The sequence below is a fragment of the Caballeronia arvi genome (genome assembly GCF_001544695.2).
Taxonomy (GTDB): Bacteria; Pseudomonadota; Gammaproteobacteria; order Burkholderiales; family Burkholderiaceae; genus Caballeronia; species Caballeronia arvi.
On record NZ_FCOM02000070.1, the window covers coordinates 21,226 to 32,254 of the forward strand.

Below are 11,029 nucleotides of genomic sequence, written 5' to 3' on the forward strand. Positions count from 1 at the left end.
CACGCTCGCTTCTGGTGCGGGCGCTTGCCTGATTTCGTCCCGGCCACTGTTCACTATGCATCGCAGGCGCTTTCTTCTCGCAGCGACCGCCGCCAGCGCGGCACTTGGCGCGAGGGCCACCCCCGCACGGCATTTCGACATCGTCTACCCGCAGATCCGTCCGGGCAGGGAAGTGCATACCGCGTTCGCGCTGGCCACCCTGGATCTCGCGATGAAGGCGGCGAATGCCACCTACACGGCGCGCCAATTGGAGGTGGTGATGGAGCGCGGCCGCGCATTGGCCGAACTCGCGACCGGCAAGACGATCAATCTCCACTGGACGAGCATGGACGCGCAAGCCGAGCGCGGTCTGAACGTCGTGCATATTCCGATTCATCGCGGGTTGATCGGCTATCGCGTGTTCCTGATCCGCGAGGACCGGCAGGCCGATTTCGACCGCGTCCAGACGCTCGACGATCTACGTTCGATGACCGCCGTGCAGGGGCTCGGATGGGTCGATGCCGAGATCATGCGCAACGCCGGCTTGCCGGTGCAGACGCCTTCGACCTACGAGACGATCTTCAAGATGCTCGAAGGCCGGCGGGTCGATTACTTTCCGCGCGGTGTCGTGGAGGCCTATCCGGAATGGGAAGCGCGCGGCGCGACACAGTCGAGGCTTGCGGTGGAGCAAAGCTTGCTGCTTGCGTATCGCTCGGACTTTTTGTTTTATGTGTCACCGAATCACGGTGAACTGGCGGCGACGATCGCGCGCGGATTTACGAGTGCCTGGCGTGATGGGTCTTATCTGAAGCTATTCGATACGCATCCGTATATTCAGAATGCGTTGAAACGCACGAAGCCTTCGAGCAGGCGAGTGATCCGGCTTGATAATCCGTTTATGTCGGAGGCGGATGCCGCCATTCCGGATGAGTATTGGATGCGCGTTTAGGTTGGCGCGGTGAATGGTGTTGCCAATTTAAGCTGGGCCATGGCCTGCGAGGCGATCCCGCCTGCAGGTCGGCCAACGATCCAGTATTTTCTGGACGGAATCGGGCCGCCATTGGGAACGGCGGGAACGGCGGGAACGGCGGTGCAGCTGCGTCCTATCGCCCAGCGCTTTGACCGCCGTCGACGTGCAGAACCTCTCCAGTGACGAACGATGCGGAATCGAGAAACAGGATCGCTTCCGCAATGTCGCTTGTTTCACCCATGCGACCGAGCGGATGGAAAGCGCCGAGTGCTTCATGATCTTCTGAAGCGTGCATTGGCGTTTTTATGATCCCCGGCGCAACGGCATTTACCCGGATCCCCTTTTTTGCGTATTCGATCGCCAAGGATTTCGTCGCGGCGTTCAGGCCGCCTTTCGTCAATGCAGCCAGCACGGAATAGACTCCGCTGATTGCGGCATGATCGATGCTCGTGGAAGAATCGTGTCCCATCAAAAAGTACTAAGAATGTGGCATTTGACTATGCCATCTGCCGTGGACTGTTCCGCGGTGGGGACAAGCGGTGTAGCGCGCTGCCGGTGCAGGGCATCACGCCGGGGCCGCGACTCATCGGCGAGCATCCGGATATCCTTTGGGGACTCGATCGGCGTGTGGGTCAAGATGCTGCGCATGCTGTATCGCTTCATGTTCCCGTGCGCAATGTTCTTCATCGCAGTTGGGGTGTTCAGTACGCAGAACAGCCTCTTTCACGTATGGGAAGTGCTGGCGTTCGGCGTGCCCGGTGCGCTGTCGCGCCCATTCTGCTCGGCTTCGTGCTCGGACCGATGGTCGAAGAGAATTTTCGCGGCGCATTGCTGCTATCGCGGGGGGATGTGTCGATATTCGTGCAACGTCGGATCAGCGCGGCCTTCATCGCCGCATCTGCGATCCTGCGCTCGCGGTGATGTAGCCGGCGCGTGAGCGTCCCGTCGGAATCGGGCGGAGTCTGAAGGAAAGCCAGGGCGCTCGAGCGCCCCGGTTGTCGTCAGACGTCGCCGTGCGAACGGGCGCTCAAAGCGTCATGTCCATCTCGTGCCATGCCATGCCGCCATGATCGGAGGTCGACGGTCTCACGTAGCGATAGCCGAGTTTTTCATAGAGCGCGATGTGACGTTCCTTGCACATGAGGTGAATGGTTTGCTTTCTCATCGCAGCCATCCGCGAGACGAAGGTTCGCATCATCGACAACGCGTAGCCACGCCCCTGGAGCGCCGGGTCGATCACCACGGACATGATCACGACGTTCGGCGCGGCGGGATCATGGCCGATGAGTTCCTTGAACGCCTCATCGGACATGATTACGTTATAGGCGCATCCGCTATTGATGAAGCCGGCGATGCGGCCATCCAGTTCCATGATGAGAAAGCCTTCCGGATACTGTCTGATTCGCGTGGCGATTTTTTCGCGCGTTGCGGCTTCATCGCCTTCGTATGCGGATGTTTCTATTTCAAAACAACGGTCGGCGTCCGAAGTGGTTGCCTGACGGAAAGTCGGCGTGCTCATCTGCGTAATGGTTCAGGAGGAACGGGAGACGGAATGATAAAACCGTTGATAATTGCACGTACTGCAATATCTTCAGGCGGTGCTGCACATCATGCATGATCTACTCAGACGGTTGGACCTGAATCTTCTGCTCGTCTTCGACGCTCTCTTTCGACTTCGAAGCGTGGTCGCGGCGGCCGATGAACTCGCATTGAGTTCATCGGCGTGCAGTCACGCGCTGTCGCGTCTGCGCGATGCGCTTGCGGACGAACTTTTTGTGCGCTACGGCAACGGTATGCAGCCGACTGCGCGTGCCGAGCAACTCGCGCCGGGGATTCAGGATGCACTTCGAACGCTTTCCGGAGCCCTGGAAGATGTCGGCTCGTTCGATCCGTCGACAAGCCATCAGCTCTTCACTTTTGCCGCGACCGATTTCACGACGTTCGCGTTGCTGCCTTCGCTTATTGCGGCGCTGGAACGTTGCTCGTCTCATGTTCGCGTTCGAGTGGTCTATTCCACGCAGCGTGAATCGATTGACGAGCTTGCATCCGGGCGAGTTCAGTTCGCCCTCGGCTTTTCTGATGAAGGTGCGGATACGCAAGCGGGACTGGAGTCGCTCGATTGCTTTAGTGACGATTACGTCGTCGCGTTCCGGCAAGGACATCCGAGGATCGGGAAGAAGCTCTCATTGAAACAGTATCTTGCCGAGCGCCATGTCGTGGTGACGCCGTGGAACACGGAAGGTAGTGTCATCGACGCAGCATTACTGAGGAAGGGACTGGAGCGGGACGTTTCCGTGCAGTTGCCGAGCTTGATGGCCGCTCCATTTATCGTCGCGAATTCGGATCATCTGATCACATTGCCTCGCGGCCTGGTGCAACAGCTTGCTGCTGCCGTTACGCTTGCTTTCCGTCCGACGCCGTTCGATGTTCCACGATACGTCCTCAAAGCGTATTTTCATCGACGGCACTCAGCGTCGCCCGCGCATCGTTGGATGCGCCAGCAGTTGATTTCGGCATCGCGGGCGATATCGGGAGAGGGCTAGATCGATATCTGGAACGCACTGAGCGAGCTAGAAGCTGCGCTGACCTGTGAAGCACGATCAAGCAAAGCAGTGGCGGCTGGTCTCGTCTGAGCGCGAACGGATGGGCGAATCTCCGCCTTCGTGCCCCGCTCACGGTGGGACGCCAACTTAGGCTCGTCCATTCCAAGACCCGCCGTCGGCTATTGGATGAGGTGAGGCGCAGTATCGTGTTCATCTGGCTTCGATGCCGCTGATCCAGATCGAGAAGATCGGCGAATCGGACCCGGAGCCCTTCGCGCCCGATCCCGTCACGCCGCTCGATGGCGTGCGCGTGCTGGGAATGGCGCGTGTGACCCTCGGTCAGTGACTCTGGGACGGTTGCGAGCCACGGAAGTCGACGAGCACGATGGTGAGCCGATACAGTAAAGCGTTGTGGCGAGCGAGTCACTGATGATCCAACGCACGTAAGCAAGTCATCATCAGCATGCTTGAGAAGGCAACTGCTCCGTCCACGATCTGCAATGTCTGCAATTAGGGCGCAGCGCGCTACTGTACCGAACACGTTTCGAACAGCGCGACGGACGTCTCGTCGATGCAGTGATCATCAGGGAGTTTTCGTCGACAATTGCGGCGCCGTCGCGTGCAGCAAGACAGACATCGTTCACGCGTACACGGCCGGTTGTCGGCACGAGATAGATTCTCGTACCTTGCACCATTCGATAGGCGTGGCTTTCCCCGCTACACATCTTTGCATGTAGACGACGAGCATCGGCGTTTATGTGCAAGGCTCCAGCGTCGACATCCGCGGACGCGCCGCTCGCAAATATAACGAAGCCATTGCTAGCTTGATCGAAATTGAAACGCCGCTGTTTCCACCGGGGTTCGCCATCGTGTGTACGAGGCGTCAGCCAAATTTGAAACAGCCGCATCGGCTGCTCTTCGTCGTTGCGCTCTGCATGTCGAATACGCGGCCGGCGCTCATCACCTGGACGTTGCCCGCTTGGATGCGGGCTGTGTTGCCGAAGCTGTCTTCGTGCGTGATGACGCCCGCGCGCACGAAGGTGACGATCTCGACGTTCTTGCGTGCACGCATGCCGAAGCCTGAATGCGGCGCGAATGTGTCGTCATTCCAGATATAAAGCGGGCTGACCGGTGCGTGCTCAGGGCCGCCGATGTCGCCGAAGCGGAAATGCAACCGCGCCTGAAGCCAGTCGCGCTCGACGCGACCTGGCGTCTCGAATGGGCGATGTTCGATCATGTCGGTCTCTGATTTCCGACTGTGGCAGCGCGGCCGCGCACTGCCACTGCAGCGGAGCGACAGCGGCACCTTAGACTTGCGCCTGACCGCCGTCGACGAACAACTCGGCGCCGTTCACGAAGCTCGCGTCGTCCGATGCCAGAAAGAGCGCCGCGGCAGCGATTTCGTTCGGGTCACCCACGCGGCCCATCGGAATGCGTGATGCGAGGTAGTCGAGAAGGCCCTCTTGCTGGGCGACGTCCGGTCCTGCAAGCTCGACCAGGCCGGGCGTCTTGGTCGCGCCGGGGCTGATGGTGTTGACACGAATGCCGCGGTCCTTCAGATCGAGAATCCAGCTGCGCGCAAAGTTGCGGATTGCGGCTTTGGAAGCCGAGTACACGCTGAAGGCGGCCGTGCCTTCGATGGTCGTGGTCGACCCGGCGAGAATCACCGATGCGCCTTTTGACAACAGCGGCAGCGCCTTCTGCACGGTGAACAGCGTGCCCTTCACATTACGGTCGAAGGTGTCGTGGTAATGCGCTTCGGTGATGTCGCCCAGCGGCACCATCGAGCCGCCGCCTGCATTGGCGAACAGCACGTCCAGCCGGCCCTTTTCGCTGCGAATTTGCTCGTACAGCGCGTCCAGTTGATCGAGCTTCGACGAATCGACGCGAACGCCCGTCGCGTTACCGACTTCCGCGACGGCTGCATCGAGTTCGGCCTGACGGCGACCGGTAATGTACACGTGTGCACCTTCTGCCGCGAAGCGCTTGGCCGTCGCGAGGCCAATGCCGCTGGTCGCGCCGGTGACGAGAGCGATCTTGCCTTCGAGCTTGCGTGCCATGGTGTTTCTCCTGTTCGTTCGGTTGGGATGGTTCGTTGACGTGGTCAGTCGTGAACCGATGTGATGAGAATATCGACGCAGGCATCTTTTCGAAATAGAATTGCCTGCAAATCATCATTGCAAAAATGAAATGACCAAATTTCCGGACTTTGAAGGGTTGGCGATGTTTGCCAAGGTGGCGGAGGAGGGATCGTTCGCCGCAGCTGCGCGTGCGATGGGCGTGTCGGTCGCCACCGTCTCGCGTGGCGTGGCGCGACTGGAGGAGCGGCTCGGTGCGAGACTCTTCAACCGAACGTCACGGACACTGGCGCTCACCGGGTTCGGCGGGACGATTGCCGAGAAAGCGGGAGACATCTACCGACAAGCAGAGGAGGCCGAAAACGCCGCGCGCGAGATGTCAGTTCAGCCTCGTGGCCTCGTGCGTCTCGCCGTACCGATGTCTTTTGGACTGCGCTGGGTCGCGCCGCTTTTGCCGGGCTTCTTTGAGGCTTATCCCGAGGTGTCAATTGACTTGCACTTGTCCGACGCAACGATCGATATCGTGGCGCAAGGCTTCGACGCGGCGCTAAGGATTGCCGCGTTGCCGGACTCATCGCTCGTGGCAAGGCGCCTGTGTCCCATATCCCAGCTTGTCGTCGCCTCACCGAAATATCTGGAACGCTACGGGCGTCCGACGCATCCTCGCGAGCTCGTTGACAGACCATGTCTGTCTTATGCCTACCGCGCGCGCAGCGACGTCTGGCGATTCGTGAACGACGCGGGCGAGGAGGAACCAATTACACCCGTTGGTCCGCTCCGGGTGACGAATTCTGATGCGCTGCTACCCACGCTGCTCGAAGGGCTTGCGATCGCGGAGCTACCCGAATTCATAGCGGGTGAATACCTGTCAGACGGGCGGCTGAAGGTCATTCTGACGGACTGGCACCTGACACGAGGCGGGCTCTATTTCGTGACGCCCTCGGCGCGCTCCCGTCCGGCCAAGGTCACGGTGCTGGCTGACTTTTTCGCGCAGCATTTGTCGAAGCCGGTCTGGCTTGGCGCCAGGTAAAGCGTGGGCGCGGTTTGCCCGGCGTAGCCGCGCGCGACACCGTTCCGAGGATAGCCAGCGTTTCGAGCAGCGCCGGATCGACGCAACCGACGATCATCGTGCGGCGCGAGGGCAGCATCTTCAGGTCCGGCGCAAAGCCGCTTGCCGCGTATTCGGCGTTTCGCTCATTCAACGTTTCGTGGAAGTTCATGATGGGCTCCATCGATTGATGTGGGAACGGCTTCAGCCGCGTTGCGGCAGGCGCGTGGACATCTTCGCCTGCAGCCCTTTCGGATCGGCGATGAACGCCTGATGCACGCCGCGCGACTGACTGCCCGCGACGATCTCGTCACTGATGCCGGCTTCGATTGCATCGAGCGCATCGTTCACGACCTCTTGCGGCGTCATGCGCGGCTCGGGCAGCTTCCCGCCCATTTCCGTTTCCGTCTGGACCGCGAGCACGCCGACGACCTGCGTGCCTTGCGCCTCGAACTCGGCACGCACGCTGCGCGTGAGCGACAGGGCCGCCGCCTTCGACGCGGAGTACGTCGCGGCCATCGGCAGGCTTACCAGCGCGAGCATCGACAGCATGTTGAGCATGGCGCTGCCATGCGTGCGCGCAAGCGCCGGCGCGAAGGCTCGCGTCATTGCGAGCGTGCCGAAGTAGTTCACATCCATTTCGTGCCGGGCGTCGTCGGTGCCGGGTGCGGAGATCGCGCCTTCGAATGCCGCGAAGCCCGCGTTGTTGATCAGCAGCGTGACGTCCGTTGCGATGGCAGCGGCGGCCGCAACCTGATCCGGGTCGGTGACATCGAGCGGCAGCGGAACGAGGCGGCGGTCGCCTTCCTTGAGCAAGTCCTTGAGCGATGCCGGCGGCCGGTCAGCTTCTCGACGTTGTCGTCGGCGCCGGACATGCGGCCGTTCTGGTAGTCGGCCATCGCGCCGCCCAGATGCTGGACGATGTACGGCGGCACGCCCATCGCGTCGAGCGACGCGCCATACTCGTCGATCGGCAGATCCTGAAACACGATCTTGCGGCCGAGCGCTTCCGACAGCTCGGCGGCCATCTGCTCGTGGTCCATCTCGACCGGGCCGGAGAGTGGAATCGTCGTGCCGATGTGGCCTTCCGGATTCTTCAGCAGCGCGGCGATCGCGCGGCCCTGATCGTCCGCCGCGATCGGCGAATGCCGGGCTTTTCCGGCGGGCATGCGCAAAACGCCTTGCTGCAGATACGGCAATTGCCACGGATAGAGCAGCCATTCGAGGAAATAGGTCGGACGCAGATGAATGACAGGCAGACCCGACCAGTTGAGAATCTCCTCGGCGATGAACGTGTCGCGGCTCGAATGACTGGCGGACTCGCGATTAGCCGAGCGCTGCGAGAGATTGATGATCGTCCCGACGCCCGTTTCCTTCGCGGCCTGCGCAAAATTGACGGTGGCGGTGATCAGGCCCGGCGCGACCGGATACACGAGGTATGCGGCATCGATGCCGCGCATTGCTTCGCGAAGGGTATCGATTTCGAGCAGGTCGCCCGTGACGATTTCCGCGCCGAGCGCTTCGAGCGCGGCGGACCGTTCGTCTCTTCGATGGACGAGCGCCCGAACGGACAGACCTAGCGCGATCGATTCGCGCACTGCCGCGCGGCCAGTATCTCCGGTTGCGCCGGTGATGAGAACTTTCTTTGACATGATCGTGATTCCTAAATAAATAGTATTCGTAGCGTTGAATCCGAGGCGCTTGCCGATCAGTTGGCGGACCGGGTCAGCGGATACTCGAGCACGAACTTCGGGAGATTCTCGCGAATGAATTGCTCGACGGTCGTCAGCGGCCGGCCGATGATCTCCGTTCCGGTGCTGTCCGTTCCGGCGAGCAGACCTTCCTGCTGGTCGATCGTGACCGCTTCGAAATGCCGGCGCATCGCAACGGCGTCCTGCAGGCCGAAGAGTTCGAGGAACGTGGAGACGGTGACATGTTCGTAGGGAAGATCCTTGCCGAGCACGCGGCCCACTTCAGCGGCGAGTTCCTCATGGCTGTACTCGACGGGACCGTGCAGCGCGAGCGCGCGGCCGATATACGGAGCCGCATTCGCGACAATGCCCGCGATGATCCGCGCGATGTCGCTGCCCGCGATCGGCGCGAAGCGGCTGTCCTTGTTGTAGGGCATCACGTAACGGCCGTAGCGGATTTGCGGCGCGATATACAGCAGCCATTCGGCGAAGAACGTCACGCGCAGATGCACGGAAGGCACGCCGGACCAGTTGAAGATCTGCTCGGAGAGCCAGTGATTCTGCGTCGCCTTGCTGCGCGCCGCCGGACGCGACTGCTTGTGCGACATGTTGACGATCAGGTCGAGGTCCTGTTCCTTCGCCGCCTGCGCGAAGATCACGGCGGCTTCGACAAGGCCTTCGGCAAGCGGAAAGCAGAAATAGGCGCGCTGTACGCCGTCCATCGCGAGCCGGATGTCGCGCAGGCTCATCATGTCGCCCAGCACGACTTCGGCGCCCAGATCACGCAGCTTCTGTGCGCGATGGTCGTCTTTCCGAACGAGTGCGCGGACTTCGAAACCTTTTTCGAGCAGACATTCGACGGTCGGACGGCCGGTATCGCCAGACGCGCCGGTGACGAGAACTTTGGTCATATCAATTACTCCGGTTTGCGAAGTCTTGCGTCGATGTTGAACCGACGGACTTCGCCGAGGGCTATCGGGAGATCGGAACAGACGCCCTGACAGGTTCCGATCAGGCGGTGGGTGATGCGTTGCCATGTCGCTAATTTGATCGCAAGCGGCTTATCCCGGTAGCCTGTGAATTCGGCTAACATTTATGCTCGATCAGCATGGGCGCGGTCGTGGATTGCTCGACCAGGGGGACGCGTGAAGGATGTCCTGACGTTCAGGCTCTACACCCGGGTCGCGCGGCTGGGCAGCTTTTCGGCTGCGGCGCGCGAGAGCGGACTGGCGCAGTCCCAGGTCTCCAGGATGGTCGCCGAACTGGAGGCGGCGCTCGGCGCCCGCCTGCTCACGCGCACCACGCGCGCCGTCGTCCCGACGGAAGCCGGCCTCGAATTTCTTGCGCGCATGGAGCCGATACTCGCGGCCATCGAGGACGCCGAGAACAGCGTGCGCGAAACGGGCGAACTGCGTGGCGTGCTGCGCCTCGCGATGCCATCGACGATGGCCACGCGAGTCGTGCTTCCGCGCCTGTCCGCGTTCACTGAACGTCATCCGTCGCTGCGTGTCGAGGTCATGCTGGACGACCGATGGCAGGACATGGTTCGCGAAGCGGTCGATGTCGGTATCCGGGTGGGCAGTCTGCCGGATTCATCGGGCACGGCGAGGCTGATTGGGAAGATGTATCGCGTCGTCGTGGCGGCGCCTGGCTACCTTCGGAAGCACGGCGTGCCTGACACGCCGGAGGATCTCGCGAGGCATCGCGTGGTGGGCGGGCCGGCTGGCGCGCACGCGTCGTCATGGCGATTCGAACGCGATGGAAAGGTCGCGCTGGCAGAGGTTCGGCCGCATGTGTCGACCAATGACACGGCGGGTGCGCTTGCCGCCGCCGTGTCAGGACTGGGCGTCGCCTCGACGACGTCGTGGGCGTGCCGGGCGGAGATCGAGAGCGGGGCGCTCGTGCATTTGCTGCCCGAATGGAGGATGGCGGAACTGCCTGTCCATGCCTATTTCCCGATGGGACGAGCAACCCGTCTGGCGGCCCGCGCATTCGTCGACTTCCTGGCCGATGAACTGAAGAGTCAATCGCTCGACTTCATCGTCTCGATGTGAAGCGCATTTCGAAAGCCCGATGAATAGATCTTGTTTTGCATGCATTTCGCAATCCGGCGATTTTCGGTCATCGTGGATCAAAACGGGAGCATGGTTGCTTCGTCGCTTCGCGCTCGAAACCTGATCCAAAGCCGACGCTCACTCCGGTGGCGGAGCTGCCGCCGTCCCGCGCACCAACACCTCCGGCTCCGGCCGTCGATACGCTGTCGTAATGGCGGCACGTGCTGCCGATTGTGGTTGAGGCAATTACGCAAACTCTAGGGAGGGACGAAGTGCCTCATCATCCAACGATTCAGAAGTTGGCTCTCCGTTCAGATCATCGCCAACTTGCGGGGCCACCTTCTCGGCCAGCGGCTTTATGAGGAATTGATCAACGGCGTCGCGAACGTGCTGTTCCGAATCCTCGCGATGATCATGCGGCTCGCGCCTCTCGGCGCATTCGGTGCGATGGCCTTCACGGTCGGACGGTTCGGCATCCACTCGATCGGCTCGCTGGGCATGCTGATAGTGACGTTCTACGCGGCGTGCGCGGCGTTCGTCGTGCTGGTGCTCGGTCCGCTCGCACGGCTGCACGGCTTCTCGCTCTGGCGGCTGTTGCGCTATATCCGCGAGGAACTCGTCATCGTGCTTGCGACGTCGTCGACGGAACCGGTGCTGCCGCGCCTG

At 61.4% G+C, this 11,029-nt stretch carries 14 protein-coding genes and 3 pseudogenes; 7 read left to right on the forward strand and 10 right to left on the reverse strand.

Annotation, left to right across the window (positions count from 1 at the left end):
- Positions 1–55 precede the first annotated feature (55 nt).
- The gene (locus AWB74_RS38195) at positions 56–928 is read left to right on the forward strand and encodes a hypothetical protein (RefSeq protein ID WP_061151776.1); all 873 of its coding nucleotides are present in this window, start codon (positions 56–58) and stop codon (positions 926–928) included.
- A gap of 154 nt (positions 929–1,082) precedes the next feature.
- Here AWB74_RS38195 and AWB74_RS38200 read toward each other — a convergent pair.
- Positions 1,083–1,403, reverse strand: a pseudogene (locus AWB74_RS38200) (SDR family NAD(P)-dependent oxidoreductase); the annotation flags it as partial.
- Positions 1,404–1,495: 92 nt separating this feature from the next.
- Here AWB74_RS38200 and AWB74_RS38205 point away from each other — a divergent pair.
- Positions 1,496–1,858 (forward strand): annotated as a pseudogene (locus AWB74_RS38205) (tripartite tricarboxylate transporter permease); the annotation flags it as partial.
- Positions 1,859–1,976: 118 nt separating this feature from the next.
- Here AWB74_RS38205 and AWB74_RS38210 read toward each other — a convergent pair.
- Positions 1,977–2,468, reverse strand: coding sequence for a GNAT family N-acetyltransferase (locus AWB74_RS38210; RefSeq protein ID WP_061151779.1), 492 nt, complete (start codon positions 2,466–2,468; stop codon positions 1,977–1,979).
- A gap of 91 nt (positions 2,469–2,559) precedes the next feature.
- On the opposite strand from AWB74_RS38210, the gene AWB74_RS38215 reads away from it, so the two are divergent.
- Positions 2,560–3,492 (forward strand): LysR family transcriptional regulator, encoded by a 933-nt coding sequence (locus AWB74_RS38215; protein ID WP_087039428.1) that lies wholly within the window; start codon positions 2,560–2,562, stop codon positions 3,490–3,492.
- Positions 3,493–3,715: 223 nt separating this feature from the next.
- Positions 3,716–3,838, forward strand: coding sequence for a hypothetical protein (locus AWB74_RS48290; RefSeq protein WP_268811237.1), 123 nt, complete (start codon positions 3,716–3,718; stop codon positions 3,836–3,838).
- Positions 3,839–3,950: 112 nt separating this feature from the next.
- On the opposite strand, the gene AWB74_RS47680 is transcribed toward AWB74_RS48290, so the two are convergent.
- Genes AWB74_RS47680 through AWB74_RS38225 form a run of 3 tightly spaced genes read right to left on the reverse strand, consistent with a single transcriptional unit; the run spans position 3,951 to position 5,552 of the window.
- Complete coding sequence (locus AWB74_RS47680; protein WP_235024838.1) at positions 3,951–4,400, reverse strand: pirin family protein; 450 nt, start codon at positions 4,398–4,400, stop codon at positions 3,951–3,953.
- On the reverse strand, positions 4,376–4,798 hold the full coding sequence (locus AWB74_RS47685) for a pirin family protein (protein ID WP_235024839.1): 423 nt from the start codon (positions 4,796–4,798) through the stop codon (positions 4,376–4,378). The genes AWB74_RS47680 and AWB74_RS47685 overlap by 25 nt, the downstream gene beginning before the upstream one ends.
- A 1-nt stretch (position 4,799) precedes the next feature.
- The gene (locus AWB74_RS38225; protein WP_061151782.1) at positions 4,800–5,552 is read right to left on the reverse strand and encodes an SDR family NAD(P)-dependent oxidoreductase; all 753 of its coding nucleotides are present in this window, start codon (positions 5,550–5,552) and stop codon (positions 4,800–4,802) included.
- A 130-nt stretch (positions 5,553–5,682) separates the two neighbouring features.
- Between AWB74_RS38225 and AWB74_RS38230 the strand changes: the two genes are divergently transcribed.
- The gene (locus AWB74_RS38230) at positions 5,683–6,600 is read left to right on the forward strand and encodes a LysR family transcriptional regulator (protein ID WP_061151783.1); all 918 of its coding nucleotides are present in this window, start codon (positions 5,683–5,685) and stop codon (positions 6,598–6,600) included.
- On the opposite strand, the gene AWB74_RS47690 is transcribed toward AWB74_RS38230, so the two are convergent.
- Genes AWB74_RS47690 through AWB74_RS38250 form a run of 4 tightly spaced genes read right to left on the reverse strand, consistent with a single transcriptional unit; the run spans position 6,536 to position 9,220 of the window.
- Positions 6,536–6,790, reverse strand: a complete 255-nt coding sequence (locus AWB74_RS47690; RefSeq protein WP_235024840.1) for a hypothetical protein — start codon at positions 6,788–6,790, stop codon at positions 6,536–6,538. The two genes, AWB74_RS38230 and AWB74_RS47690, sit on opposite strands and share 65 nt — an antisense overlap.
- A 32-nt stretch (positions 6,791–6,822) precedes the next feature.
- Positions 6,823–7,434 carry an SDR family NAD(P)-dependent oxidoreductase gene (locus AWB74_RS38240; RefSeq protein WP_087039426.1) on the reverse strand — a complete coding sequence of 204 codons (612 nt, stop codon included), beginning with the start codon at positions 7,432–7,434 and terminating at the stop codon, positions 6,823–6,825.
- Positions 7,329–8,270: an NmrA family NAD(P)-binding protein gene (locus AWB74_RS38245; RefSeq protein WP_087039427.1), complete on the reverse strand. Its 942-nt coding sequence runs from the start codon at positions 8,268–8,270 to the stop codon at positions 7,329–7,331. Before AWB74_RS38245 ends, AWB74_RS38240 begins: the two co-directional genes overlap by 106 nt.
- A 56-nt stretch (positions 8,271–8,326) precedes the next feature.
- A complete protein-coding gene (locus AWB74_RS38250) occupies positions 8,327–9,220 on the reverse strand; it encodes an NmrA family NAD(P)-binding protein (protein WP_061151785.1) in 894 nt (297 codons plus the stop codon).
- A 234-nt stretch (positions 9,221–9,454) separates the two neighbouring features.
- Between AWB74_RS38250 and AWB74_RS38255 the strand changes: the two genes are divergently transcribed.
- A complete protein-coding gene (locus tag AWB74_RS38255; RefSeq protein ID WP_061151786.1) occupies positions 9,455–10,363 on the forward strand; it encodes a LysR family transcriptional regulator in 909 nt (302 codons plus the stop codon).
- Between the two features lie 150 nt (positions 10,364–10,513).
- On the opposite strand, the pseudogene AWB74_RS48800 reads toward AWB74_RS38255, so the two are convergent.
- Positions 10,514–10,639 (reverse strand): annotated as a pseudogene (locus AWB74_RS48800) (hypothetical protein); the annotation flags it as partial.
- Between the two features lie 51 nt (positions 10,640–10,690).
- Here AWB74_RS48800 and AWB74_RS38260 point away from each other — a divergent pair.
- Positions 10,691–11,029, forward strand: a 339-nt coding sequence (locus AWB74_RS38260) for a cation:dicarboxylate symporter family transporter (RefSeq protein ID WP_235024841.1), incomplete at its 3' end; no start/stop codon positions are given.

Coding starts and splice junctions, on each gene's coding strand:
- AWB74_RS38230 (WP_061151783.1), top strand. CDS start 5,683: ATGACCAAATTTCCGGACTTTGAAGGGTTGGCGATGTTTGCCAAGGTG.
- AWB74_RS38210 (WP_061151779.1), bottom strand. CDS start 2,468: ATGAGCACGCCGACTTTCCGTCAGGCAACCACTTCGGACGCCGACCGT.
- AWB74_RS47690 (WP_235024840.1), bottom strand. CDS start 6,790: ATGAACTTCCACGAAACGTTGAATGAGCGAAACGCCGAATACGCGGCA.
- AWB74_RS38250 (WP_061151785.1), bottom strand. CDS start 9,220: ATGACCAAAGTTCTCGTCACCGGCGCGTCTGGCGATACCGGCCGTCCG.
- AWB74_RS38245 (WP_087039427.1), bottom strand. CDS start 8,270: ATGTCAAAGAAAGTTCTCATCACCGGCGCAACCGGAGATACTGGCCGC.
- AWB74_RS38215 (WP_087039428.1), top strand. CDS start 2,560: ATGCATGATCTACTCAGACGGTTGGACCTGAATCTTCTGCTCGTCTTC.
- AWB74_RS48290 (WP_268811237.1), top strand. CDS start 3,716: ATGCCGCTGATCCAGATCGAGAAGATCGGCGAATCGGACCCGGAGCCC.
- AWB74_RS47680 (WP_235024838.1), bottom strand. CDS start 4,400: ATGCGGCTGTTTCAAATTTGGCTGACGCCTCGTACACACGATGGCGAA.
- AWB74_RS38225 (WP_061151782.1), bottom strand. CDS start 5,552: ATGGCACGCAAGCTCGAAGGCAAGATCGCTCTCGTCACCGGCGCGACC.
- AWB74_RS38195 (WP_061151776.1), top strand. CDS start 56: ATGCATCGCAGGCGCTTTCTTCTCGCAGCGACCGCCGCCAGCGCGGCA.